This is a genomic window from Mycobacterium sp. pR1184, from assembly GCF_041287235.1.
GTDB lineage: Bacteria > Actinomycetota > Actinomycetes > Mycobacteriales > Mycobacteriaceae > Mycobacterium.
This window is the reverse complement of the sequence record NZ_JBGGKR010000009.1, coordinates 232,525-257,340: the sequence shown is the minus strand read 5'-3', so window position 1 is coordinate 257,340 and position 24,816 is coordinate 232,525. Positions and strand designations below refer to the sequence as shown.

Annotated in this window: 21 protein-coding genes, 1 pseudogene and 1 riboswitch; of the genes and pseudogenes, 19 read left to right on the top strand and 3 right to left on the bottom strand. The window is 65.7% G+C overall.

The annotated features are described in order from the left end of the window. From ACAG21_RS18020 to ACAG21_RS17955, 14 genes and pseudogenes are all read left to right on the top strand, one after another. A pseudogene (locus ACAG21_RS18020) lies at positions 1–77 on the top strand (type VII secretion protein EsxI); the annotation flags it as partial. A 91-nt stretch (positions 78–168) separates the two neighbouring features. Then, the gene (locus tag ACAG21_RS18015) at positions 169–1,071 is read left to right on the top strand and encodes an ESX secretion-associated protein EspG (RefSeq protein ID WP_370497612.1); all 903 of its coding nucleotides are present in this window, start codon (positions 169–171) and stop codon (positions 1,069–1,071) included. 261 nt (positions 1,072–1,332) lie between these two features. Beyond that, complete coding sequence (gene eccD, locus ACAG21_RS18010; protein WP_370497611.1) at positions 1,333–2,844, top strand: type VII secretion integral membrane protein EccD; 1,512 nt, start codon at positions 1,333–1,335, stop codon at positions 2,842–2,844. Then, entirely contained in the window at positions 2,822–4,717 is a 1,896-nt protein-coding gene (locus ACAG21_RS18005; protein WP_370497610.1) for a S8 family serine peptidase, read from the top strand. The genes eccD and ACAG21_RS18005 overlap by 23 nt, the downstream gene beginning before the upstream one ends. 19 nt (positions 4,718–4,736) lie before the next feature. Then, the gene (eccE, locus tag ACAG21_RS18000) at positions 4,737–5,936 is read left to right on the top strand and encodes a type VII secretion protein EccE (protein ID WP_370497609.1); all 1,200 of its coding nucleotides are present in this window, start codon (positions 4,737–4,739) and stop codon (positions 5,934–5,936) included. After that, on the top strand, positions 5,933–7,765 hold the full coding sequence (gene eccA, locus ACAG21_RS17995) for a type VII secretion AAA-ATPase EccA (RefSeq protein ID WP_370497608.1): 1,833 nt from the start codon (positions 5,933–5,935) through the stop codon (positions 7,763–7,765). The genes eccE and eccA overlap by 4 nt, the downstream gene beginning before the upstream one ends. Before the next feature lie 135 nt (positions 7,766–7,900). Beyond that, positions 7,901–8,073, top strand: a riboswitch (M-box (ykoK) riboswitch). 353 nt (positions 8,074–8,426) lie between these two features. Then, positions 8,427–9,632 carry a PPE family protein gene (locus ACAG21_RS17990; protein ID WP_370497607.1) on the top strand — a complete coding sequence of 402 codons (1,206 nt, stop codon included), beginning with the start codon at positions 8,427–8,429 and terminating at the stop codon, positions 9,630–9,632. A gap of 21 nt (positions 9,633–9,653) precedes the next feature. After that, positions 9,654–10,850, top strand: a complete 1,197-nt coding sequence (locus ACAG21_RS17985; protein WP_370497606.1) for a PPE family protein — start codon at positions 9,654–9,656, stop codon at positions 10,848–10,850. Positions 10,851–10,856: 6 nt separating this feature from the next. Next, a complete protein-coding gene (locus ACAG21_RS17980) occupies positions 10,857–11,237 on the top strand; it encodes a DUF732 domain-containing protein (protein WP_370497605.1) in 381 nt (126 codons plus the stop codon). 918 nt (positions 11,238–12,155) lie between these two features. Next, complete coding sequence (locus ACAG21_RS17975) at positions 12,156–13,388, top strand: PPE family protein (RefSeq protein WP_370497604.1); 1,233 nt, start codon at positions 12,156–12,158, stop codon at positions 13,386–13,388. Between the two features lie 72 nt (positions 13,389–13,460). Continuing rightward, entirely contained in the window at positions 13,461–14,861 is a 1,401-nt protein-coding gene (locus ACAG21_RS17970; protein ID WP_370497603.1) for a PPE family protein, read from the top strand. Between the two features lie 12 nt (positions 14,862–14,873). Next, positions 14,874–15,197: a DUF732 domain-containing protein gene (locus ACAG21_RS17965; protein ID WP_370497602.1), complete on the top strand. Its 324-nt coding sequence runs from the start codon at positions 14,874–14,876 to the stop codon at positions 15,195–15,197. Positions 15,198–15,214: 17 nt separating this feature from the next. Then, on the top strand, positions 15,215–15,547 hold the full coding sequence (locus tag ACAG21_RS17960) for a DUF732 domain-containing protein (RefSeq protein WP_370497627.1): 333 nt from the start codon (positions 15,215–15,217) through the stop codon (positions 15,545–15,547). A 153-nt stretch (positions 15,548–15,700) separates the two neighbouring features. Then, entirely contained in the window at positions 15,701–16,411 is a 711-nt protein-coding gene (locus ACAG21_RS17955) for an MgtC/SapB family protein (RefSeq protein ID WP_370497601.1), read from the top strand. A 3-nt stretch (positions 16,412–16,414) separates the two neighbouring features. Here the strand turns inward: ACAG21_RS17955 and ACAG21_RS17950 are convergent, their stop codons facing one another. Continuing rightward, positions 16,415–17,611 carry an NAD(P)/FAD-dependent oxidoreductase gene (locus ACAG21_RS17950; protein WP_370497600.1) on the bottom strand — a complete coding sequence of 399 codons (1,197 nt, stop codon included), beginning with the start codon at positions 17,609–17,611 and terminating at the stop codon, positions 16,415–16,417. Between the two features lie 80 nt (positions 17,612–17,691). On the opposite strand from ACAG21_RS17950, the gene ACAG21_RS17945 reads away from it, so the two are divergent. Both ACAG21_RS17945 and ACAG21_RS17940 read left to right on the top strand, forming a co-directional pair. Beyond that, the gene (locus tag ACAG21_RS17945) at positions 17,692–18,633 is read left to right on the top strand and encodes a sterol desaturase family protein (RefSeq protein WP_370497599.1); all 942 of its coding nucleotides are present in this window, start codon (positions 17,692–17,694) and stop codon (positions 18,631–18,633) included. Positions 18,634–18,752: 119 nt separating this feature from the next. Next, complete coding sequence (locus ACAG21_RS17940) at positions 18,753–19,433, top strand: hypothetical protein (RefSeq protein ID WP_370497598.1); 681 nt, start codon at positions 18,753–18,755, stop codon at positions 19,431–19,433. 6 nt (positions 19,434–19,439) lie between these two features. Here the strand turns inward: ACAG21_RS17940 and ACAG21_RS17935 are convergent, their stop codons facing one another. Then, entirely contained in the window at positions 19,440–19,883 is a 444-nt protein-coding gene (locus tag ACAG21_RS17935) for a nitroreductase/quinone reductase family protein (protein ID WP_370497597.1), read from the bottom strand. Positions 19,884–20,000: 117 nt separating this feature from the next. Between ACAG21_RS17935 and ACAG21_RS17930 the strand changes: the two genes are divergently transcribed. From ACAG21_RS17930 to ACAG21_RS17920, 3 genes are all read left to right on the top strand, one after another. Further along, positions 20,001–20,684, top strand: coding sequence for a TetR/AcrR family transcriptional regulator (locus ACAG21_RS17930; protein ID WP_370497596.1), 684 nt, complete (start codon positions 20,001–20,003; stop codon positions 20,682–20,684). A 123-nt stretch (positions 20,685–20,807) separates the two neighbouring features. Continuing rightward, complete coding sequence (locus ACAG21_RS17925; protein ID WP_370497595.1) at positions 20,808–21,308, top strand: VOC family protein; 501 nt, start codon at positions 20,808–20,810, stop codon at positions 21,306–21,308. Between the two features lie 49 nt (positions 21,309–21,357). Next, positions 21,358–22,851: an FAD-binding protein gene (locus tag ACAG21_RS17920; protein ID WP_370497594.1), complete on the top strand. Its 1,494-nt coding sequence runs from the start codon at positions 21,358–21,360 to the stop codon at positions 22,849–22,851. 2 nt (positions 22,852–22,853) lie between these two features. Here ACAG21_RS17920 and ACAG21_RS17915 read toward each other — a convergent pair whose 3' ends face one another. Further along, the gene (locus ACAG21_RS17915) at positions 22,854–24,773 is read right to left on the bottom strand and encodes an ABC transporter ATP-binding protein/permease (protein WP_370497593.1); all 1,920 of its coding nucleotides are present in this window, start codon (positions 24,771–24,773) and stop codon (positions 22,854–22,856) included. Between the last annotated feature and the right edge of the window lie 43 nt (positions 24,774–24,816).

Sequence of the window (24,816 nt, the reverse complement as noted above, 5' to 3'; positions counted from 1 at the left end):
AGCACGGGCAGAAGGTGCAGACCGCGGGCAACAACATGGCCAGCACCGACAGCGCCGTCGGGTCCAGCTGGGCCTGACACCCGAAACTTCAGGCGCGGCAGCACACCATCGGTTCGGTGTGCTGCCGCGTCCTGCGGTTACCGTGCACGACGACCATCCGGGGTACTAATGGACCAACAGAGCACTCGCACCGACATCACCGTCAACGTGGACGGCTTCTGGATGCTTCAGGCGTTATTGGACATCCGCCACGTCGCTCCGGAGCTGCGGTGCCGGCCCTATGTATCCACCGACAGCAGTGACTGGCTCAACGATCACCCCGGCATGAAGGTGATGCGGGAGCAGGGCATTGTCGTCGGCGACGAGGTCAACGAAGAAGTCGCGGCGCGGATGCGGGTACTCGCCGCGCCAGATCTCGAGGTCATCGCACTGCTGTCGCGGGGCAAGCTGCTCTACGGCGTCGTCGATGACGAAAACCAGCCCCCGGGCTCACGCGACATCCCGGACAACGAGTTCCGGGTGGTCCTCGCCCGGCGCGGCCAGCATTGGGTTTCGGCGGTTCGCGTCGGCGCCGATATCACCGTCGACGACGTCGCCGTCGCGGACAGTGCGTCGATCGCCGCCCTCGTACTGGACGGCCTGGAGTCGATCCACCACGCCGAGCCCGCCGCGATCAACGCGGTCAACGTGCCGCTAGACGACATGCTGGAAGCCACCAAGTCGTGGCAAGAATCCGGCTTCAACGTGTTCTCGGGCGGCGACCTGCGCCGGATGGGCATCAGCGCCGCCACCGTCGCCGCGCTGGGCCAGGCGCTTTCAGACCCGGCAGCCGAGGTTGCTGTGTATGCGCGCCAATACCGTGACGACGCCAAGGGGCCCAGCGCCTCGGTGCTTTCACTAAAAGACGGCTCGGGCGGCCGTATCGCGCTTTACCAACAGGCCCGGACCGCGGGTTCGGGGGAGGCCTGGCTGGCCATCTGTCCGGCGACCCCGCAACTGGTGCAAGTCGGGGTCAAGACCGTGCTGGACACACTTCCGTACGGCGAGTGGAAGACCCACAGCCGGGTGTAACAAGAAGTATCAAATGTTAAGGCTTGTAACGCTTTTGAACTCAGGGTGCGGCCAGGCCACGAACACGTCATACTGCTCTATGAATAAGCAGCAAATAGCTAATGTCAGTGTCAGCGGATTCACGAATCGCGAGGCGGGGTAAATGGAATTGGAAAAGGTCGAACTACTACTTTCCGAAACCTCGGTCAGTAGGTCGACAGAAACCTGCCCGCGACTGGCGATCCCAAGCCACACGTTCACCACGACAGGGGGTGCAGCCCGATGACTGCGGTAGCTGATGCGCCACAGGCTGATATTGAGGGAATCTCACAGCCACGGGCAGTCGTAGTCGGCATCATGGCCGGCGAGGGCGTCCAGATTGGCGTCCTGTTGGACGCCAACGCCCCGGTGTCGGTGATGACCGACCCGCTGTTGAAGGTGGTCAACAGCCGCCTGCGCGAGCTCGGCGAGACTCCGCTGGAGGCGACGGGTCGCGGCAAGTGGGCGCTGTGCCTGGTTGACGGCTCGCCGTTGCGCGCCACCCAGTCGCTGTCCGAGCAGGACGTGCTCGACGGCGACCGGTTGTGGATCCGGTTCGTGCCCGACACCGAAAAGCGCTCGCAGGTCATCGAGCACATCTCGACTGCCGTCTCGCAGAACCTGAGCAAGCGGTTCGCCGCGATCGACCCGGTCGTCGCCGTGCAGGTCGGCGCCGCGATGGTGTCCGGCGGCGTTTTGCTCGCCGCGACCCTGCTGGGCTGGTGGCGCTGGCACCACAACTCGTGGCTGACCACGATTTACGCCGCGGTCATCGCTGCGGTCGTCCTGGGCGTTTCGATGATGCTGCTGATGCGCGCCCAGACGCAGGCCGATCGGCGCATTGCCGACATCATGTTGGTAAGCAGCCTGGCGCCGCTGGCGATCGCCGCGGCCGGGGCACCACCGGGCGGTGTCGGATCTCCGCACGCGGTGCTGGGCTTCGGCGTCCTCACCATTGCCTCGATACTGGCTCTCCGGTTCACCGGACGCAGGCTGGGGTTGTACACCGCGATCATCACCGTCAGCTCGCTGACGACCATCGCCGCCCTGGCTCGAATGGTCGCCATGACCAGCGCCGTGACGATGCTGACGACCATCGTGCTGGTCTCCGTGATCGGCTACCAGTGCGCGCCGGCCATGGCGCGACGGCTCTCCGGTATCCGGTTGCCGGTGTTCCCCTCGGCCACCAGCCGCTGGGTCTTCGAAGCCAGGCCCGATCTGCCCACCACCGTGACCCGCACCGGCGGCGGCCCGCCGGTCCTCGAGGGACCCGCGTCGGTGCGCGACGTGCTGCTGCAGGCCGAACGTGCCCGATCGTTCCTGTCCGGACTGCTGCTCGGCTTCGGCGTCCTGATGGTGGTCTCGCTGGCGGGGCTGGCGGACCCGCACACCGGGGAGCGGTGGCTGCCGCTGCTGCTGGCCGGCTTCAGTGCTGGCTTCCTGATGCTGCGCGGCCGCTCCTACGTGGATCGCCTGCAGGCGATCACCCTGGCCGGCACGTCGGTGATGATCGTCGCGACGGTCGTGGTGCGGTACGCCCTGGAACTGCAGTCACCGCTGTCGGTCTCTGTCTGCGTGGGGATCCTGGTGCTGCTGCCCGCGGCGGGACTGGTGTCCGCGGCGGTCGTGCCGAACAGCATCTACAGCCCCCTGTTCCGCAAGTTCGTGGAATGGATCGAATACGTCTGCCTGATGCCGATCTTCCCGCTGGCGTTGTGGTTGATGAATGTCTATGCAGCAATCCGGTACCGGTAACGGCAAGGTGTGGCGTAGGCGCGCATCCCGTGCGGCGATCGCCGCACTCCTGCTCACATCGGGTTCACTAGCCGGGTTACCGCCCGCGTATGCGATAAACCCGCCGACGATCGACCCGGCGGCGGTGCCGCCGGACGGTCCGCCGGGCCCGCCGGCGCCGATGAAGCAGAACTCGTACTGCACCGAGGTCGGGGTACTGCCCGGCACCGATTTCAAGCTGCAGCCCAAGTACATGGACATGCTGAACATGCAGGAGGCATGGCAGTTCGGCCGCGGCGCCGGCATCAAGGTCGCCGTCATCGACACCGGCGTGACCCCGCACCCCAGGTTCCCGCACCTGATCCCCGGCGGGGACTACATCATGGGCGGTGACGGGCTGTCCGACTGCGACGCCCACGGCACCATCGTGGCGTCGATGATCGGCGCGGCACAGGCAAACGGCGCGGCACCGCCGCCGGTGGCGGGACCGCGCAAGCCGGTGACGATTCCGACCACCGAGGCGCCGCCGAAAGCGCCACCGCCACAGACGGTGACCCTGTCTCCGTTACCGCAGACCGTGACCATGGTTCCGGCCACGCCGCCCTCCGAGGGCCCGCCGCCGCCACCGTGGATGCCGCAGCCACCGCCGTCGGAGCCCCCGCCCGCCGCGCCGGCGCCGGCACCGGCACAGGCGCCGGCCTCACCGTCGCAGGCTCCGCAGGGAGCACCGCCGGGGCCGCCACCCGCGCCGGCGGCTCCGGGTGCCGCCAACCACGGCGGCGGCACGGTGACGATCCCGGCATACACCGGTGGCGGGCAGACGATTCATGTCGGCAATCCGCACCCGCTGGCGCCCACGCCGACGCCCGCACCGCCGCCGCCGCCGCCACCACCGCCCGGGTCCGCGGGTCCCGATGCCTATAGCGGCATCGCCCCCGATGTCGACATCATCGCGATCCGCCAGTCCAGCCAGGCTTTCGGCCTCAAGGACGCCTACACCGGCGACGAGGACCCGCAGACCTCGGCGAAGATCTCCGGCGTCGAGACAATGGCACGGGCCATCGTGCACGCCGCCAACATGGGGGCCTCGGTGATCAACATCTCCGACGTGACCTGCATGAGTGCGCGCAACATCATCGACCAGCGGGCGCTGGGAGCGGCTGTTCGCTACGCCGCGGTCGACCGCAACGCCGTCATCGTCGCCGCCGCCGGCGACACCAGCAAGAAGGACTGCAAACAGAACCCGATCTTCGATCCGCTGAAGCCCAAAGACCCCCGCGACTGGAACGCCGTCACCACCGTGGTGACACCCTCCTGGTTCAGCGACTACGTCTTGACCGTCGGCGCGGTGGATTCCGAGGGCCACCCACAGACCCAGGGCAGCAATGGGCAGGGCCCGTCGAGCGTGGCTGGACCGTGGGTGGGGATCGCGGCGCCCGGAAGCGACGTCATCGGGCTCTCACCGCGCGACGACGGCCTGATCAACGCGATCGACGGACCGGACAACTCGCTGCTGGTCCCCAGCGGCACCAGCTTCTCGGCCGCGATCGTCTCCGGCGTGGCCGCACTCGTGCGCGCCAAGTACCCGCAGTTGTCGGCGTATCAGGTGATCAACCGGTTGGAGCGCTCCGCGCGTGCACCGGCCCGCGGCGTCGACAACCAGCTCGGTTACGGTGTCGTCGACCCGGTGGCGGCACTGACCTGGGACATTCCCGATGGCCCGCTCAAGCCGCCGCAGCAACTGTCGATACCGTTGAACGTGCCGAAGGCGCCTCCGCATCGCGACATGCTGCCGGTGTGGGTGGCGGCCGGGGGATTGACCGGCGCACTGCTGATCGGCGGCGCCGTATTCGGTATCGCGACGTTGATGAAGCGTCGTAGGCAGCAACAATAAGGGCGGAGCAGTAACAGCAATGAAGGCTCAGCGCAGGTTTGGGTTGTCTTTGTCGTGGGCGCGGGTCACGGTCGTGTTCTTGGTCGTCGTCGGAATCCTGTTGATCGCCAGCCACTGCCCCGAGTCGTGGCAGGGCAAGTACCACATCGCCTGGTGGGTGGGTGTCGGCCTGTCGGTGATCATCGCGTTGCTGTCGCTGGTCACCCATCACGGCCTGACGGTGACCTCCGGCCTGGCCGGTTGGCTCTGGGACTGGTCCGCCGATCCGGGCACCACGCTGGCCGCCGGTTGCACGCCGGCGCTTGACTACCAACGCCGGTACGGGCGCGACAAGGTCGGGGTGCGCGAGTACGACGGCCGACTGGTCACGGTGATCGCGCTGGACGGCGACGACGACGCGACATCGCGCCACCACCGCCAGAAGAGCGCACCGCCGGCCAGCCTGCTGGTGCGATCGGTTGCCGCGGGGCTGCGCCAGTTCGACGTCATCCTGGACGGCATCGACATCGTGTCGGTGCAGATGCGCCGCGGCGGTAACGCCGCCGAGTTGTCCAAGCTCGACAAGTTGGGCCCCGAGGAGTGGGGACTGGTCAGCGATCAGCCCGCCTCGTACGTGCGCCGTACCTGGCTGGTGCTGCGGATGAATCCGCAGTCCAACGTCGCTGCGGTCGCGGCCCGCGATTCGCTGGCTTCCACACTGGTCGCGGCCACCGAGCGGCTGGTCCAGGATCTGGACGCGCCTGGTTGCACGCCCCGGCCGCTGACCTCCGAGGAGATCGCCGAGGTCGACAGCGCCGTGCTGGCGGACCTGGAGCCGACCTGGAGCCGCCCCGGCTGGCGTTACCTGAAGCACTTCAACGGGTTCGCGACCAGCTTCTGGTTGACGCCGTCGGACATCACCACCGAGACGCTGGAGGAGCTGTGGCTGCCCGACGCCGAGGCGACCGTGGTGACCATTCAGCTCACCGCCGACGACGGCCACCCCGAGGTCTCCGGTTGGGTGCGCTACCACAGCGACAGCCGATTGCCCAGGGGAGTGTCGTCAGGACTCAACCGGCTCACCGGTCGCCAGCTGGCCGCAGTGCGCGCTAGCCTGCCTGCTCCGACGACTCGCCCACTGCTGGTCGTGCCCACCCGGGGACTGCTCCCCGACGACGACTTAGTGCTTCAGGTGGGCCAGGTGCGGGAGGACGCTGAGCGCTTGCTCGCAGGTCAATGAGCCGCCCGCAAGCGACGGCGGAGGACGCCCGCAACGCAATGGTTGCCGGCCTGTTGGCGTCGGGAATCTCCGTCAACGGTCTCCAGCCCAGCCACAACCCGCAAGTGGCGCTGCGGATGTTCACCACGGCCACCACGCTCGACCCGGCGATGTGCGACGCCTGGCTGGCACGGCTGTTGGCCGGTGACCAGAGCATCGAAGTGATCGCCGGAGCCTGGGCGGCGGTAGGCACGTTCGGCTGGGAGACCCGTCGGCTCGGCGTCTCGGAAATGCAGTTTCATCCGGACGTCTCCGACGGGCTGTTTCTGCGGCTGGCGGTGCTCAGCGTCGAGTCGCTCGCGTGCGCGTACGCCGCGGTGCTCGCGGAGGCAAAGCGCTACGAGGAAGCCGCCGAACTGCTCGACCGCGTCGAGCCCCGCCAACCCATCGACGAAGAGCTGATCGCCTACGTGCGGGGAATCCTTTACTTCCGTGCCGGCCGATGGCCGGATGTCCTCGCGCAGTTCCCCGAGGGAAAGATCTGGCGTAACCCCGAATTGAAGGCGGCCGGCGCGGCGATGGCCACCACGGCGCTGGCGTCGCTCGGCGTCTTCGAGGAGGCGGTGCGGCGCAGCCAAGACGCCATCGAGGCGGATCGGGTACCCGGAGCGGCCAACGTCGCGCTGTACACCCAGGGCATGTGCCTGCGGCACCTCGGACGCGAAGAAGAAGCCGTCGAGGTGCTGCGCCGGGTGTACTCCCGCGACCCCAAGTTCGGCCCCGCCCGCGAAGCCCTCGACAACCCCAACTACCAGTTGGTGCTGACCGATCCGGAAACGATCGAGGCACGCACCGACCCGTGGGATCCGGACAGCGCACCGACGCGCGCGCAGACCGAGGCGGCCAAGCAAGCCGAGACGGCGGCCAAGTACCTGGAAGAGGGCGACGAGGAGCTCAACGCCATGCTGGGCATGGAGCGAGCCAAGCGCGAAATCAAACTCATCAAGTCCACGACCAAGGTGAACCTGGCCCGCGCGAAGATGGGTCTTCCGGTGCCGGTCACCTCGCGCCACACCTTGTTGCTGGGCCCGCCCGGAACGGGAAAGACCTCGGTCGCTCGTGCCTTCAGCAAGCAACTGTGCGGGTTGACGGTGCTGCGCAAGCCCGTGGTGGTGGAAACCAGCCGCACCAAGCTGCTGGGCCGCTACATGGCCGACGCGGAGAAGAACACCGAGGAGATGCTCGAGGAGGCCCTGGGCGGAGCGGTCTTCTTCGACGAGATGCACACTCTGCACGAGAAGGGCTACCAACAGGGCGACCCGTACGGCAACGCGATCATCAACACCCTGCTGCTGTACATGGAGAACCATCGCGACGATCTGGTGGTCTTCGGCGCCGGCTACGCCAAGGCAATGGACAAGATGCTCGACGTGAACCAGGGTCTGCGGCGGCGCTTTTCGACCGTAATCGAGTTCTTCAGTTACACGCCGGACGAGCTGGTCGCGTTGACCCGCCTGATGGGCCAGGAGAACGAAGACGTCATCACCGAGGAAGCAGCCGAGGCCCTGCGGCCGTCGTACGCCAAGTTCTACGCCGACGAGAGCTACTCCGAAGACGGGGACCTGATCCGCGGTATCGACACACTCGGTAATGCCGGCTTCGTGCGAAACGTGGTGGAAAAGGCCCGCGACCACCGGAGCTTTCGCCTCGACGACGAAGACCTCGACGCGGTACTGGCCAGCGACACCACCGAATTCAGCGAGCTTCAGCTGCTGCGGTTCAAGGAACTCACCGGTGATGATCTGCTCGAGGGCCTCAGCGCGGCAGTCGCCGAGAAGAAGTCGAGCTGAAAATCACCTTTCACTACCTGCCGTAACACGTCGGCGGGGCCGCCGAATGGATTCGGCATGGCGATGCAGTGAATTGTTGCGAACGCCTCGCAGCAAGCTTGACTCACTCTGTCTCGAATGCCACGATGGCCTGTGCAAGCACCTCGTTAGGTGAGGCTTCCATTACGGATATAGGCCACTGACCTCAAACGTCGAAAGACGCCCAGGGTCAGGACAGCTCTTCCCGGCTTAAGGGTTGAGCCCAAGTGGCTTCTGGCTTTGGCCGGATACGCAGTGTGGTGCCGAAGCTCTGATGAGAGGGGTGCCGGATCTGGCGAACGCGCCTGTGTCCCCATCCCTTCGTGCAGAATAAAGGCATCTCGGTGTGCCCAGGCCGCAAGGAGGTGAGAACGAAATTAATCCCGGTGATAGTCCTGATTCTCGATCGACGACGTTTCGTTCGAGCCGACCAAGGCCTCGCGCTTGCCTGTCGGCTTGCACCGAGTCGCCTACCCACGTTGCGCAATCGGTGTACGTCCTGGCAAGGGTCGCGCCTCCGGCTCACCCTTATTCCTGAGGAGAACTCCGATGACCTCTGACAACGTGCAGACCACTGCCGGTTCGTGTGCGGCTACCAAGGCAGCCACCGTAACGGCCACCTGTTAAGCGCCGAGGGGGAACCATGCTGGATTTTGCGGCGTTACCGCCGGAAGTCAATTCGGCCAGAATGTATTCTGGCCCCGGGTCGGGGCCGTTGCTTGGTGCTGCCGCCGCATGGAATGCACTGGCCGCTGAAATGCGTTCCGCAGCAACCGATTACGAGTCAGTGATACGGGAACTGAGTAGCGCGGGCTGGATCGGTCCGTCGTCGGCGTCGATGTTGGCCGCGGCCGCGCAGTATCTGGCGTGGCTCAACGCCACTGCCACCCAGGCCGAGCAGACGGGTATGCAGGCTAACGCGGCCGCCACCGCTTTCGAGGCCGCGTACGCCGCGACGGTACCCCCGCCGGTCGTTGCGGCCAACCGTACTTTGCTGGCGAACCTGGTGGCCTCCAACATCTTCGGGCAGAACACCCCGGCGATCGCGGCCACCGAAGCCCAGTACATGGAGATGTGGGCCCAAGACGCCGGGGCGATGAACGGCTACGCTACCGCCTCGAACGCCGCGGCGCAGATGACACCGTTCACCTCGCCGCAGACGAACACCACTCCTGACGCGGCAACCGGGCAAAACGAGGCGGTCTCTCAGGCGTTGAACTCAGCGACCGGGAATGCGCAGTCGCTGTTGTCGGGTAATCCCTTGTCTACCAATGACGTCAACGCCCTGGCCGCTCCGCAGGCGCCGGGATCGCTCTACGATTACCTCACCCAATTCTTCGGCAACACGAACAACACCGCCGCTGGCCAGTTCTTGAGCAGTAACTTCTTCGCCAACTCGATCCTGAACGGTTCGCTCGCCGGCGGCCCGTTCAACCCGCAATCCATCATTGGAACGGTCGAGGGCTTCAACTTCCTGCAGACGACGGCCACGACGCTGGGCGGTTTGGACGACTTCAGCGCCGGGGCGGAGGCCGCCACCACCAGCCTGACCGCCAACTCGGTGGGGTCGGTGAGCATGGGTGGCGCGTCGGCGGGAGTCGGTAACGCACATCTGATCGGTTCGATGTCGGTGCCGCCCAGTTGGAGCAACGCCGCGACGATCAGTGCCGCGCAGGGGCCGGCGCCGGTCACCGGCCTCAGTGACATCGGATCCGCCGGGACGCCGGCCGCGGGAGGGCCGGGCGGTGTTGCCGGGCCGCTGGGGGGCACCGGCAAGAGGTTGCGTCGCGCCATTCCCAGGTACGGGTTTCGGCCCGTCGTCATGCCGCGTCCGCCAGCCGCCGGATAAGAGACTTCAGGAGGAGATGTCATGCTGAACTTTGGGGCGTTACCGCCGGAAGTCAACTCGGCCAAGATGTACGCCGGACCTGGGTCCGGGTCGATGCTGGCCGCCGCGGCGGCATGGAACGCGATCGCTGCTGAGATGCGTTCGGCAGCAAGCAATTACGAAGCGGTGATCAAGTCGCTGATCAGCGAGGGCTGGCTGGGGCCGGCGTCGGCGAAGATGGCGGCCGCGCTGCAGCCGTATCTGGAGTGGATGAATACTACTGCCGCGCAGGCCGAGCAGGCCGGCGCGCAGGCCAACGCCGCCGCTGCCGCATACGAGGCCGCGTTCGCGGCAACCGTACCTCCGCCACTGGTGACCGCCAACCGCACGCTGCTGGCGAACCTGGTGGCTACCAACATCATTGGCCAAAACAGCGGGGCGATCGCGACCACCGAGGCCCAGTACGGCGAAATGTGGGCGCAGGATGCCGCCGCGATGACCAGCTACACCACCGCCTCGCGGGCCGCCACTGAGATGACGCCGTTCAGCGACCCGCAGTCCGATACCACCCCGGATGCCACGGTCGTGCAGGCCGACGCGGTGAACAACGCCAATGCCCTCGCCGCCCCGCTGGCCGCCGGCGCGGGGGACAGCATCTTCACGCCCGGCTCGGGCTCGGACACCACGGGACTTTCCGGTCTGCTGAACATCTTCAGCAACTCAAACCCGAATCTGCTGGGTGCGTTCCTCAACAACAACAGCGTGTCCGGCCTGTCGAACGCCTTCACCACCAACGGCATTCTGAACCCGACCACGATCATCGATCCCGCCGCCACCGCGGCCGCGAACAGCGCCGTACAAGGCGCGACCACCTCGGGCCTGGAGGATCTGGCCGCCGGCCTTGGTGGCGCGGCTGCTGTGTCCTCGACGACAAGCCTGCCGGGCGCCGCCGCCACCGCGGCGGTAGGACAGGCGAGTCTGGTTGGGGCGCTGTCGGTCCCGCCGACCTGGGCCGGCAGCGGAGCAACCGTCAGCACGGTTGCGGCCACGACTCAGGTCGGAGCCGGGGCGTACCACAGCTTCGGCGCCGCCACCCCGATGGTGATGGAAGAAGCCGGGGCAGTGGGGATGCCCGGGGTGCCGCTGGCCGGTATTCCGGGTGCGCACGAGGATGAGTTCGCCGACCCGATCTACGGGTTCCGGCCCCGCGTCATCGGACGTCCGCCCGCCGCCGGTTAACGACATATGAAGGCCCTATCGTTTCTGGCAAGCGTCGTCACCCTGATCGGCCTCGCCGCACCGGCACACGCCGATCCGGCTGACGACGCCTTCCTCGCCGCGCTCAACAACGCGGGCATCACCTATCACGACCCGGGGCACGCCATCAAAGCCGGCCAAAAGGTCTGCGACCTGGCCAACTCCGGGACCTCGGAACTCGACATCATCCGCGACATCCGCGATCTCAACCCGGCATTCACCATGACTAAGGCCGCCCAGTTCGCCAAAGCGGCCGCCATGGCCTACTGCCCGGAGCGTCTCTCTACCGACAGCGGCGGCAACGACCCCCGTGGCGCCGGCACCTACCCCGGACCGGCCGGCGGCGGCGGAGGCGGCGGAGGCGGCTGACCTCGCCCTCTCGCCCCTCTCGCCCTCACAGCAAACCTTCAGATCTCAATAAGCGTCGTAGCAGTTCTACGTGTTTATGTTGGGTGAAATGTAGGGGAGCTGCATATGACCATTGCCTGCCAATTCGGCGCTGCCGTTGGACATCGCGCGTCGATCCGCGCCCAGGTCGCCTCCTGCGCGGCCGAGCCCTAGCCCGGCACCGGCGATGCGCTTGCCGCAGGGGACTTTTGGCGCCGCACGAATCCTGTAGGCCTACAATCCCTAATGCCAGCGACCATTTCATGGTATCCATAATTCGCTGCCGGATGCCGTTCTAGGATAATTTCAGCTCGTATTTCTAACGACTCCCAAATTCGGCGCGCAGCCCGAATTACTGATGCACTTTCACGTTACACACAATTTAGTTTCTGGATGTACAGAATGAAAGGATGAAGTAAGTCACTATAGAGTCGGTTACAGTAGTATCGGATAACGGAAGCGCGATTGCGATGGTGTCACTCCGGCGCGGTATTTACCGAAATCTGGATATCCCAGGCAGTGCTGTCAGCATTCGCTAAATAGTGATTTCATACCATTTATAATGGGATTACTCCACTACACATGTTAGCTACATCACTTCGATGTTCTCACACTGGCGCTCCACGCTGTGACATTTCTTTTTTACAGCGCGATTACCGGTAGGGTACGTGCCGCGCATGATTTTTGCCGATAATATCCGCAACATCGAGCCCTTGTGGCGAATCACGACCGGACGAGAACCCGAGAGAATTTTAGCCGAGAGAGTTACGAACATGTTGTCGTTAAACACGTGTCATACAGCGCGGATTCGATGTATTTCATTAGAGCTGCGGCGCGTTTGCGGCGAGGGCCGCGAAACCGGGCCTACCATAGCGGCCAAATGAGGGAGCGGAGGTAAAAATGTTGGACTTCGGGGCGTTACCACCGGAGATCAACTCCGGTCGAATGTACGTTGGTGCGGGATCGGGGCCGATGTTGGCCGCCGCCGCCGCCTGGGACGAGTTAGCCGCGGAGCTGTTCTCCACGGCGGCGCAGTATGGCTCGACGATCCAGAGCCTCACCGTCGGACCGTGGACCGGCCCCTCCTCGATCGCGATGGCCGCCGCCGCCGCACCGTATGTGCAATGGATGAGCGCGACGGGGGCCCAGGCAGAGCAGGCGGGCATCCAGGCCAAACTTGCTGCGGGCGCGTACGAGGCGGCCTTCGCGGCGACGGTGCCGCCGCCTGTCATCGCGGCCAACCGCTCCCTGCTTGCGACGTTGATCGCGACCAACATCTTGGGACAGAACACGCCGGCGATCGCGGCCACCGAAGCCCAGTACATGGAGATGTGGGCGCAGGACGCCGCCGCGATGTACGGCTATGCCGGGTCGTCGGCGACGGCGTCACGGTTGCAGCCGTTCGCCGAGCCGCCGCAGACCACGAACGACTCCGGGACGGGGATGCAGACGGCCGCACTGGTTCAGTCGAGCTCTACCTCGGGCACCAATACGGCCCTACAACTCACCCAGGCCGCATCGACACCCGCGGCCGCGGCGGCGACCCCGTCGACAGGATTGACCGTGCCGCCGGCGGTGAGCAACTGGAACACCATCTGGGGCGCTATCACCGGTGTCTTCTCACCCCAGTCGTGGAGCACCATCCCCGGCGGTCCATTCCTCTCCTTCGGACAGACGTACGCATGGGCACAAAACGGTCAGGCCGCCCAGGCCTATCTGGCCGGGCCGAAATTCATCTCAGGTCAATTGGAGCCGTTGACGAGGGGCGCCGCCGTGCGGCCCATGCTCAGCTCCGCCGTCAGCGAAGCTCAGGTCAGCGGGTCGATGGGTAAGTCAGCCCTGGTCGGAAGCATGTCGGTACCGCAGGGCTGGACCGAAGCCGCGCCGAACATCCGAATGCTCGCGCAGTCATTGCCCACCAATTTGGCTGCCGCGCCGGCCGCCTCGCTGATCGGCGAAGAAGGCGTTTTCAGCCAGATGGCGCTGTCCAGCCTGGCTGGCCGCGCCGTCGCCGCCACCGCGACCCACACGGTGAGCGGGAATGCCGCCACGGCATCCGCGCTCGGTGGTCTGGTGGCCGAGGCCGACCCCGCCGCCGCCACCATCATCGTCATACCGGCTCTGGAGGACTGATCGCGATGAACACGACGCACAGCCACCCGGCATGGTCCACCCGAATCGCGCCGTCAAGTAAGGGGTAACGACATGTTTTACGGAGCCTTTCCACCGGAGTTCAACTCGGGCCGGATGTACGCCGGTCCGGGAGCGGAGTCATTGGTGACGGCAGCGACGGCCTGGGAGAACCTGGCTGCCGAATTGCAGTCGATCGCGACCTCATACTCGTCGGTGATCTCGAATCTGACCACCGGGCCCTGGGTGGGCCCGTCATCGCTTGCCATGGCAGCCGCCGCGACTCCTTACGTCAACTGGATGCAACAAACCGCGGCGCAAGCCGCCCAAACCGCGGCGCAAGCGACGCAGGCCGCCGCCGCATATGAGACGGCCTTCGCCGCCCACGTGCCGCCTCCCTTGATTGCGGCCAACCGTGAACTGCTCGCGGAGCTGATGGCCACGAACCTCTTCGGGCAGAACACCGGGGCGATTGCTGCCACCGAGGCGCAGTACGGCGAAATGTGGGCCCAGGACGGCGAAGCGATGGATACGTACTTCGCCTCTTCTGCGACGGCGTCCAACAATCTGGAGGAATTCAGCCCGGCGCCGCAGACCACCAATGAGGCGGCCACGACCATGCAGGCGGCCGCGGTCACCTCGTCATCCAGTGCCGGCGCCGGGAACGCGGCGAATGCGGTGGCCGCTGCAGCCACCACGCCCAGCGGCTACACCGGTCCGCTGGCGTGGCTCGCGCAGCTGGCCACGGACTACCAGAACTTCTGGACGAACCTGCTGAATACCGTTCCAGGCGGGGCGAACTTTTACACGCAGTTCTACAACGCCTTGAAGATCCCGCTTGGCCTCACCACCCAGTACAACGACATTGGACTGCTGATCAACTTCCCCGTGTCGCAGTGGCTCAAGTTCGCCCCACCGGCGGCCTACGGCGCGCTGCCGAAAGATGCGCTGGGGGCCGGTCTGGGCGCGTTGGGCTTCAGCCGGGGCACACTGTTCGACTCCATCAGCCCGACGGCCGGTTTCGCACGTGGCACGTTGGTCGGATCGTTGACGGTCCCACCCAGCTGGGCCTCGGCCACCCCGGCAATCAGGACGGTGGCCGCCGCCCTGACTGCCGCGGGCCCCGAGGCGATCCCGGCGGCTGCCCTCGGTGAGGGCAGTTTGTTCAGTTCACTGGGGATGGCCGGGATGCTGGGCAGCGCGATGGGCGCTGGAGGTCCGACCGTGGTCAATGCCAGCGTCCGCGACCGGATGAAACCACTCAAAGACCTCAAGGACAAGAATTCGCCGGAGCACCTGAAACGTTTGGTGGCACAGATTTCGGAGAGGCCCGAAACAGTGCAGCATCACGACGTCGACGAGAAAGGCCTCGACGCACTGCTCGAGCAGCTGGCCAAGAAGCCGGGTATCCACGCGGTGCATCTGAAGAAGGGCAAGTCCAAGGTCGTTCCTTCCGAAGAAGCGCAATTAGGGTAGGGGACAAGTGACATGAAACGGTTACTGACAGCACTTGGCGTTGCCGCGATGATCGGCTTTGCGGCGCCGGCGTACGCGGATCCGATTCCGGAGCCCAACGGCGACGACGCGGGTTTCATTGCTGCTCTGCGCCAGGCCGGATTCAGCTTTTCCAGCGAGGGTGCTGCCGTCGCGGCCGGCAGGGCGGTGTGTTCCTGCCTGAACAACGGAGAGGACAATTTGGAGTTGCTCCACGACGTCAAGAGCCGCAATCCCGGGATGGACATGGAGATGGCATCGAATTTCGCGCTGATCTCGGCGAAATTCTATTGCCCGCACCAACTTTCGAAGGCGTGAGCGAGAGCCGGTTCCCCATGCGACCACTGCTCGCGCTATTCGGTGTTGCCGCGATGATCGGCTTGGCCGCGCCCGCGTACGGCGCTCCGGACGGCGGCTCCGACGACGCCGGCTTCCTTGCGACGGTACGCGGCGCTGGTATCACCTATACCGACTCGGGTCAGGCCGTCGCATTCGGAAAGGCGGTGTGCGGCTTGATGGGCGCCGGCAAATCCGGGCCGGAACTGATTCAGAACCTGCAGCGCAATAACCCCGGACTGACGACGGACCACGCCACCGTGTTCGTGGGAATAGCGGCGAAGTACTACTGCCCGCAGCGGCTCGCAAACAAACCGGCCTCGGCAGGGTAGCGACGCGGTAGACGGAAGTCTGCCCGGCGCAACGGGTTACGCCCGGGCGTCAGGAGCGCAACAGGTCAGGCTGGAATCCATCTGCCGTTTACCCGGTAGTGGTTAACTCCGCCGCATCGCATTGGGAAATGCCGTCGGGGGAAGGAGTCCGGTATGTCGCAGACGTTGAGCGTCGCCGATTTCGCGCTCCGGCTGGGCGTCGGGGTGGGGTGTGGCGCCCTGATCGGGATCGAACGGCAGTGGCGGGCACGCCGGGCCGGTCTGCGGACCAACGCGCTGGTGGCTGCGGGTGCGACCCTGTTCGTGCTGTATGCGGTCGCCACCCCGGACAGCAGCCCCACCAGGGTCGCGTCCTATGTGGTGTCCGGTATCGGCTTCCTCGGCGGCGGGGTGATCCTGCGCGAGGGTGTCAACGTCCGGGGCCTCAACACCGCCGCCACCTTGTGGTGCTCCGCGGCGATAGGTGTGCTGGCCGCCTCCGGGAACTTGGTGTTCACGTTGATCGCCACTCTGGCCGTCATCACCATCCACGTGGTGGGCCGCCCACTGGGGCGAGTCATCGACCATGACAACGACGCCGAGGAAGACGAAGGCCGCCAACCCTTTCTGGTGCAGGCGATCTGTCGCCCGAAATCCGAGAAGTACGCCCGGGCGCAGCTGGTCCAGCACGCCAGCAGCAACGACCTGACGCTGCGCGGCATCCACACCGGGCACTCCGACGACGACGAGATCACCTTGACCGCACACCTTCTCGTGGATGGTCATACACCGGCCAAGCTCGAGCGTTTAGTCGCCGAGCTATCCCTGCAGCCCGGAGTTCGCGCGGTGCAGTGGTACGCCGGCGACGAAGCCCAGGCCGACTGACAGCTACGGCCGCGCCTGCAAGTCCGGTGCGGCCGCGGCCAACAGGTCGGCACGGATGCCGGTCGATGGGGGATAGATCCGCTTGGAATTGATGGTCCGCTTGGTCTCCTTGGCGTCCGCGCCCGTGGCGACAACCACGCGGCCCCACCCCTCGGTGTAGACGGCGCCAGCCGGTCCAAGATCGAGAACCGTTACATACCAAGGGATTCGAAGGGCAAGCATCGGCTCGCCGCACAGATCGCTGATGACGTTGTAGCCGGCATAACGACCCATCGGCCGCCCATGCTGACACGACATCACCGACAGGTGCTCGTCATCCATGCGGGCTGCCGCCACATCACCCGCGGCGAAGACCGACCCGACCCCGATCACCCGCAGATAGTCATCGACGGGCACCCGGCCCGAGCTGTCGCGCTCGACCGGCAACTGCTCGGTCAGCGAGCTCGCCCTCATCCCGGCGCACCACACCACCGTGGCCGCCGCCAGCTGCTCACCGGAGGACAGGGTCACACCGTTAGAGCTGACCGCATCGACACCGACCCCAGTCCTCGTCTGGATCCCGTTGTCCGACAGCGCTTTTTCTATTATCGGCCGCGCCGCAGCCCCCATATCGGATCCGACCAGTGGATTTCGGTCGACGAGAATCACCCGGGGATGCCCGGGGAACAGCGCGCGCAACCGGTTCGGCAGCTCGCATGCCGTCTCGATGCCGGTCAGTCCGGCGCCGACCACAACGACCGTCGCCGCCGCCGCCGGCGGATCGTCGGCGAGCCGTTGCAGATGCCGTTGCAGCGCGACCGCGCCGGCATAGGTGTCGACGTCAAAACCGAACTCCCGCAGCCCCGGCACCGCGGGTTTGAGCACCCGGCTACCCGAGGCCAGCACCAGCCGGTCGTAACCGTACGTCGCACCATCGGCCGTGCCGACAGTGCGCGCGCCGGCGTCGATCGCGGTCACCTCCGTCACGACGTGGGCCACCCCGACGGGGTCCAGGAGCTCGGCCAGCGGGAGGTGGCAGGCACTCAAGTCGGCCTCGTAGTTGCGGACCCGGATGTCGTGGAACGGCGTAGCGCTGAGCACGGTGACATCGACGGTCCCCGCCGGAACCGCGAGCTCGTCGAGTCGCCGGGCAGCGCCCAACGCTGCCCACAATCCCGCGAATCCGGAGCCGATGATCAGCACCGCCGCCTTGTCTGCCATCAGCCACAGTCTGGACTGTCCGGCGGCCGGTGCAACAGATCGGCTGATGACCACGGTGCGCGAGGTCGTAACCTGTCTGGGTGAGTGCGATTACCGGGTTTTTGGCCGTGCTGCCCCCGCAGCTGCGGGACCCGGTGCTGTTCGCGATTCCGTTCTTCCTGCTGCTGCTGATTCTCGAGTGGACCGCGGCGCGCAAGCTCGACCGGCTGGTGGCCGCCGACGGGGATCCCCGGCCGGCGTCCGGAGCGTATTTGAACCGCGATTCGTGGGCCAGCATCTCGATGGGGCTGGTTTCGATCGCCACTACCGCCGGCTGGAAGAGCTTGGCCCTGTTCGGGTATGCCGCGATCTATGCCTACCTGGCGCCGTGGCACCTGCGGGCAGACCAGTGGTACACCTGGGTGATCGCGATCCTCGGCGTCGACCTGCTGTACTACGCCTACCACCGAATCGCCCACCGGGTGCGGCTGATCTGGGCCACTCACCAGGCCCACCACTCCAGCCAATACTTCAACTTCGCGACCGCCCTTCGGCAGAAGTGGAACAACAGCGGCGAGATCCTGATGTGGATTCCGTTGCCGCTGTTGGGGATTCCACCCTGGATGGTGTTCTTCGCCTTCTCTATCAGTTTGATTTACCAGTATTGGGTGCACACCGAGCGGATCGGTAAGCTCGCGCGACCGATCGAGTTCGTTTTCAATACGCCGTCACACCACCGCGTGCACCACGGCATGGACAAGGTGTACCTCGACAAAAACTACGGCGGCATCCTGATCATCTGGGACCGCCTGTTCGGCAGCTTCCAGGCCGAGCTGTTCCGCCCGCATTACGGTCTCACCAAGCAGGTGGACACCTTCAACATCTGGAAGCTGCAGACGCGCGAATACGTCGCGATCGCGCGCGACTGGCGCTCGGCGAGCCGGTTGCGCGACCGGCTGGGTTACGTATTCGGACCGCCCGGCTGGACTCCGCGCCCGGCCGCTGTCACCGACGACTCCGTTCGGTTGGCGACGTCGTCGTAGCTGACGTCGCTGTAACGCTAGCCCGGGCTAGCGCGAAAAGGTCGATGACGAAACAGTAACGACGTAATCTCAACTTGTGGTCGGAGCACCAGCCGGCCTTGACGGAACGGAGTCCGTCCATGGTGTACCGCATGGCACTTCGCGTACTGGCTGCGACGATCGCCGCCTTGGCCTGCACCTCAGGCTTGCCGGCAGCCACCGCCCACGCAGACCCGGTGGTGGTGTCCCCGGGCATGGAGATCCTGCAGGACAACCGGCTGTGCACCCTGGGCTACGTCGATCAGGCCGCGAGAATCGCCTACACCGCCGGGCATTGCCGCAGCACCGGAAACATCGTCACCGACAGAAACCGCAACCCGATCGGCCATCTCGCGACCTTCCGCGACGACACCCCCAGCGGCTCGACCGTAGCCGTCGACCAGGCCATCAGCGACTACGAAGTGATCGCGCTGGACCCCAACATTGCGCTGAACAACACCCTGCCGGGCGGACGGCCGCTGGTGTCGAGCCCTAACGTGGCGCTGCAGCCCGGGCAAGCGGTCTGCCACTTCGGCGTCTCCACCGGTGAGACCTGCGGGACCGTCGAAGCGGTGAACAACGGCTGGTTCACCATGTCCCACGGCGTCCAGAGCCATCCGGGCGACTCCGGCGGACCGGTGTATCTGGCCTCGGCCGCCGGTCCGGGGCAGATCGTCGGGATCTTCAACAGCATGTGGGGCGACTTTCCCGCGGCGGTGTCGTGGCGGTCCACTTCCGAGCAGGTCCACCAGGACATGGCGGGGCAACTCAACGGCGGCTGACGCGCGTCACCGCGACCCGAGCACGAACACCGGTACTGATGGGGCACCCGCGCGGAACTCGTCCTCGGTGGAGTCCGGCGTCAGGCCCGCAACGTAGCCCTTGACCTGCCAGTACCACCGGTCCAGGTAGCGCCTCAGCACCGGGGGCTTGGCCGCATCCTCGACCTCGGTGGCCGTCAGGCGTTTGCGACGCCACCGCGGCCCGACCTCGACGACCCCGGCCGCGCGCACGTTGCGCGCCCATTGGGTATTGCCCCGCGGCGAAACCAGATAGGCCACGCCGTCAATGGTCAACAGGTTGATCACCACCGAGCGGGCCTTTCCCGATTTGCGCCCGCGGACGCGCAGCGCCCGGGTCCCCGCGATGCTGACCCCGAGTTCGGCGAGCCAGCGGATCACGGTGTTACCGGCGCGGGCGACACGGTTGGGTTCCTCGTAGCGGGTGGACATGGTGGATCCTCTCGGCCGGCCCAGAAACGGAGAGCAGTGCTCTCACGCTTGATCACGCTGACACAACACTCGCCGAAAAGCAAGAGCGGTGTTCTCGGTTCGTGTAACACTGATGACGTGGGCAAACGCCAGGAGTCGCGGGAACAGATCGAGGCGCGCATCGTCGAGCTGGGCCGTCGGCACCTGGTCGATCGCGGCGCGGCCGGGCTGTCGCTCCGTGCGATCGCCCGCGATCTGGGCATGGTCTCCTCGGCGGTGTACCGGTACGTGTCCAGCCGAGACGAACTGCTCACCCTGCTCCTGATCGACGCCTACTCCGACCTGGCGAACACGGTGGATCGAGCCCGCGACTCCGCCGACGAAGTGTGGAGCCACGACCTCGTCGCGATCGCCCGGGCGGCGCGCCGCTGGGCCGTCGAGCATCCCGCCCAGTGGGCTCTGCTCTACGGCAGCCCGGTGCCCGGATATCACGCGCCCGCGGAACGCACCGTCGGAGTCGGCACCCGCGTAGTGGGAGCCATCTTCGATGCCATCGCCGCCGGGATCACCACCGGGGACATCCGGCTGACCAATACCACTGTCCCGCAACCGATGTCATCGGATTTCGACCGGATCCGGCAACAGTTCAGCTTTCCCGGCGACGACGCCGTCATCGCCAAGTGCTTCTTGTTCTGGGCCGGGGTAGTGGGCGCCATCAGCCTCGAGGTGTTCGGACAATACGGCACCGACACCCTGACCGACCCGGAAGCCGTCTTCAACACCCAGCTCGAGCTGTTGGTGGACATGCTCGCCCAGCACTGACCCACCACACCGGCCCGAATTAGAACGTGTTCACCCGGCTGTTCCGGACACCGATCGCCGGATTGCGGCAAAGAATTTCCGGACCTTTCAAGGGGCCGACAGACTGGGCTATCCTGCCAAACGATGACGCTACCCGTTCAATCACCGATACAGATCGCCTGGGTCACCCGAAACCTGGACGCCACCGAAACGGCTCTCACCGGCCTGTTAGGCGTCCGGAAATGGGTCCGGATACCGGACGTGCACTTTGCTCCGGACAGCTGCAGCTACCGCGGCAAGCCGGCCGACTTCGTCGCCCACATCTCCTTGAGCTACCTCGGCGACATGCAGCTGGAGCTCATAGAACCGGTCAGCGGGGAGAACATCTATAGTGAATTTCTTCGTGACGCCGGACCAGGTTTGCACCACCTCTGCATGGCGGCCGAAACCCCCGAGCAATTCGACGCGGCGCTGGCCGACGCCGCCAACCACGGCGCCGAAGTGGTGCAGCAGGGCGTGATGCCCGGCGGCATCCAATTCGCGTACATCGCAGCGCCTCAGGCGGGTGTGCCGTTTGTGGAGATCGCGTACATCTCGCCCGAGATGAGGGCGTTTTACGACTACATCAAACAGGAGCAAGGGTGAGCCGCGCCGGCGACGATGCAGCGCGCAGCAATGAGGAGGAGTGGCGCCGATGAGCACCGAGATTCCAGCAACGGTCAAGGCGGACACCGTGACGTCGTGGTCCGACGACGTCGACGTCCTCGTGATCGGCTTCGGCATCGGCGGAGGCTGCGCCGCGGTGAGTGCGGCGGCCGCCGGTGCGCGGGTGCTGGTCCTCGAGCGCGCCGCCGCAGCCGGCGGAACCTCCTCCATGGCCGGCGGCCACTTCTACCTGGGCGGCGGCACCGCGGTCCAGCAGGCCACCGGCCAGGACGACACTCCCGAGGAGATGTACAAGTACCTCGTCGCGGTTTCTCGCGAGCCCGACCTCGAGAAGATTCGGGTGTACTCCGACGACAGCGTCGAGCACTTCAATTGGCTGGAGGATCTGGGCTTCCAGTTCGAGCGCAGCTACTACCCGGGAAAGGTAGTCGTCCCACCCGGGACCGAGGGTCTGAGCTACACGGGCAACGAAAAAGTGTGGCCCTTCTGCGAGCAGGCCAAGCCCGCACCGCGCGGGCATTCGGTCCCGGTGCCCGGTGAGTTGGGTGGCGCGGCGATAGTCATCGACCTGTTGGTCAAACGCGCCGCCGACTTGGGGGTGCAGGTGCGCTACGAGACCGGGGCGACCAACCTCGTTATCGACGACAACGGCGCGGTGGTCGGCGTCGCCTGGAAGCACTTCACCGAAACCGGTGCGATCAAAGCAAAGTCGGTCATCATTGCCGCCGGTGGTTTTGCGATGAACCCGGAGATGGTCGCCGAGTACACCCCCGCACTGGCCCAGGAACGGAAAACCAAGCACCACGGCACGGTGGCGCCCTACATCCTTGGCAACCCCAACGACGACGGCCTGGGCATCAGGATGGGCGTCTCGGCGGGTGGAGTCGCCAAGAACATGGACGACTTGTTCATCACCGCGGCGGCGTATCCGCCCGCGATTCTGCTGACCGGCGTAATCGTCAACAAGGACGGCCAGCGCTTCGTCACCGAGGACTCCTACCATTCGCGCACCTCGGCATTCGTCCTCGAACAGCCGGAGCAGACGGCCTACCTGATCGTCGACGAGGCGCACACCGAGATGCCGGAAATGCCGCTGATCAAATTCCTCGACGGCTACGAGACCATCGCCGAATTGGAGGACGCGCTGGGTATCCCAGGCGGCAACCTGGCCGCCACCCTGGACCGCTACAACGAGTTCGCGGCCAAGGGGGAGGACCCGGATTTCCACAAGCAACCGGAATACCTTGCGGCACAGGACAATGGACCCTGGGCTGTCTTCGACCTCTCGTTGGGCCGGGCCATGTACTCGGGGTTCACGATGGGCGGGCTGGCCACGTCGGTGGACGGTGAGGTGTTGCGCGAAGACGGCACGCCGGTGCCCGGCCTCTACGCGGTCGCGGCGTGTGCGTCCAACATCGCCCAGGACGGCAAGGGCTACGCCAGCGGCACCCAGCTGGGCGAGGGGTCATTCTTCGGTCGCCGCGCCGGAACGCACGCCGCTCAACACGGCGTGGACGCGTAACGCTACACCGTCGCGGGCTGCTGACCGACCGGTCCGAGCTGCCAACGGCCGCCGCCGAGCAGCTGCAGCTCCTGTTCGTGATGCTGCTCGACGGTGTGGCGATGGCTGACGCTGACCACGACGCACTCCGGAAGTTCGTTGCGCAGTAGTTGATACAGCGCAAATTCCAGCCCCTCGTCGAGCGCGGAGGTGGCCTCGTCGAGGAACACCGCGCGCGGCTTGGTGAGCAGAATCCGGGCGAATGCAACACGCTGCTGCTCACCCGGCGAGAGCACCTTGGCCCAGTCCTGCTCCTCGTCGAGCCGTTGGATCAGCGGGGCCAGCGCCACCTTGGTCAGCACCTCGTGCAGCTCGCCGTCGCTGATGGATTCCGGCGGGTTCGGGTAGCACACCACGCCGCGCAGACTGCCCAGCGGCACGTATGGCAACTGCGAGAGGAACATCGTCGCGTTGTCGCCGTCCGGGCGGCACAACGTTCCCGAGGCGTACGGCCACAGTTCGGCCAGACTGCGCAGCAGCGTGGTCTTGCCGGCGCCGGAACGGCCGGTGATCACCAGCGAGTCGCCGGTGTCCAGCTCGACGTCGAGCGAGTCGATCAGCTGATCTCCCGCCGGCGTGCGCACCTCGATTCCGGCCAGCTCGACCGCCTTGTCCTGGCTCGGTTTGACCAGCACCGCGGGCAGTGCGCGGCCCTGGGCATTGGCGTCGACCAACCCGTGCAACCGGATGATGGCCGCGCGGAACGACGCGAACGCGTCGTAGTTGTTCCGGAAGAAGGACAGCGAGTCGTGAATGTTGCCGAAAGCCGTTGCGGTCTGGCCGACGTCGCCGAAGTTGATCTTGCCGGCGAACAACCGCGGTGCCTGGATGATCCACGGCAACGGCACAATCGCCTGCGACACCGACCAGTTCCAGCCGTTGAAGATGATGGTCCGGCGGACGAACTTGCGATAGTTGTCGATGATCGGGGTGAAGCGCCGCCACAGCTGTGACCGCTCCACCCGCTCGCCGCGGTAGAAGCCGACCGCTTCGGCGGCGTCGCGCAGTCGCACCAGTGCATAACGGAACGCGGCGTTGAGCTTCTCGTTGTTGAAGCTGAGCCAAATCAGCGGGCGCCCAAGCCAAAACGCGACGATTGTCGCGATCAGCACATACACCAGCACGGTCCAGAACATGGCCCGGGGCAACGTGATGCCAAAGAGCGTCAGGTCTCCGGACAGGTTCCACAGGATGGCGGCGAACGAGATCACCGACGCGACCGCGTTGACGGCCCCGAACAGCAGGGTGCCGCCGGTGCCGTTGGACGGGTTGTTCGGAGTGCCACCGGCGTTGGCGGTGAAGATGTCGATGTCCTGCTGGATACGCTGGTCAGGATTGTCAATCGTGTTGTCGATGAAGAGATCTCGGTAGTAGGCCTTGCCATCCAGCCAGTCGTCGGTCAGGTGAGCGGTCAACCAGATACGCCACGCGATCATGAACCGCTGGGTGATGTAGATGTCGAGCATGAATCGGACGACGTAGAGAGTGGCCAGTATGCTGAAAATCCACAGCGACATGTAAAAGCCGTGAATACCAGACTGTTTGACGGTGTCATCGCCGGCGGCCATGCCCTGGACGGCGATCTGAACCGACGTGTACAGGTCGTTGCCCTGGTAACTGAGCAGCACCGTCAGCCGTACCGCTAGCAGCACTGACAGCAGCAGCACCCCGAGTACCAGCCACACCCTGACGCTGGCCGGGCCGACGAAATACCCGCGGGTGATCCGCCAGAACTGGCGGCCCCATGGCGTGAAGAACCTGAACACTGTCAGCACGACGATCAGACACACCGCGCCGATCGCCCAGGCGATGGCGACCCATTGCAGCGAGTCCACAAGTGCCGACGACCAGTCGATGGATGGCTTGAATAGCGTGGGACCCAACTTCGACGTCTCCTTGCTATCGAGGCATCTCGAGGAGCCTCGT

What these genes read in the sequence shown, in the direction of transcription:
- ACAG21_RS17980 (WP_370497605.1), top strand. Translation starts at nt 10,857, where the DNA reads ATGAAGGCCCTATCGTTTCTGGCAAGCGTCGTCACCCTGATCGGCCTC.
- eccD (WP_370497611.1), top strand. Translation starts at nt 1,333, where the DNA reads ATGACTGCGGTAGCTGATGCGCCACAGGCTGATATTGAGGGAATCTCA.
- ACAG21_RS17955 (WP_370497601.1), top strand. Translation starts at nt 15,701, where the DNA reads ATGTCGCAGACGTTGAGCGTCGCCGATTTCGCGCTCCGGCTGGGCGTC.
- eccE (WP_370497609.1), top strand. Translation starts at nt 4,737, where the DNA reads ATGAAGGCTCAGCGCAGGTTTGGGTTGTCTTTGTCGTGGGCGCGGGTC.
- ACAG21_RS17925 (WP_370497595.1), top strand. Translation starts at nt 20,808, where the DNA reads ATGACGCTACCCGTTCAATCACCGATACAGATCGCCTGGGTCACCCGA.
- ACAG21_RS17970 (WP_370497603.1), top strand. Translation starts at nt 13,461, where the DNA reads ATGTTTTACGGAGCCTTTCCACCGGAGTTCAACTCGGGCCGGATGTAC.
- ACAG21_RS17965 (WP_370497602.1), top strand. Translation starts at nt 14,874, where the DNA reads ATGAAACGGTTACTGACAGCACTTGGCGTTGCCGCGATGATCGGCTTT.
- ACAG21_RS17935 (WP_370497597.1), bottom strand. Translation starts at nt 19,883, where the DNA reads ATGTCCACCCGCTACGAGGAACCCAACCGTGTCGCCCGCGCCGGTAAC.
- ACAG21_RS18015 (WP_370497612.1), top strand. Translation starts at nt 169, where the DNA reads ATGGACCAACAGAGCACTCGCACCGACATCACCGTCAACGTGGACGGC.
- eccA (WP_370497608.1), top strand. Translation starts at nt 5,933, where the DNA reads ATGAGCCGCCCGCAAGCGACGGCGGAGGACGCCCGCAACGCAATGGTT.
- ACAG21_RS17990 (WP_370497607.1), top strand. Translation starts at nt 8,427, where the DNA reads ATGCTGGATTTTGCGGCGTTACCGCCGGAAGTCAATTCGGCCAGAATG.
- ACAG21_RS17950 (WP_370497600.1), bottom strand. Translation starts at nt 17,611, where the DNA reads ATGGCAGACAAGGCGGCGGTGCTGATCATCGGCTCCGGATTCGCGGGA.
- ACAG21_RS17920 (WP_370497594.1), top strand. Translation starts at nt 21,358, where the DNA reads ATGAGCACCGAGATTCCAGCAACGGTCAAGGCGGACACCGTGACGTCG.
- ACAG21_RS17940 (WP_370497598.1), top strand. Translation starts at nt 18,753, where the DNA reads ATGGTGTACCGCATGGCACTTCGCGTACTGGCTGCGACGATCGCCGCC.
- ACAG21_RS17975 (WP_370497604.1), top strand. Translation starts at nt 12,156, where the DNA reads ATGTTGGACTTCGGGGCGTTACCACCGGAGATCAACTCCGGTCGAATG.
- ACAG21_RS17960 (WP_370497627.1), top strand. Translation starts at nt 15,215, where the DNA reads ATGCGACCACTGCTCGCGCTATTCGGTGTTGCCGCGATGATCGGCTTG.
- ACAG21_RS18005 (WP_370497610.1), top strand. Translation starts at nt 2,822, where the DNA reads ATGCAGCAATCCGGTACCGGTAACGGCAAGGTGTGGCGTAGGCGCGCA.
- ACAG21_RS17985 (WP_370497606.1), top strand. Translation starts at nt 9,654, where the DNA reads ATGCTGAACTTTGGGGCGTTACCGCCGGAAGTCAACTCGGCCAAGATG.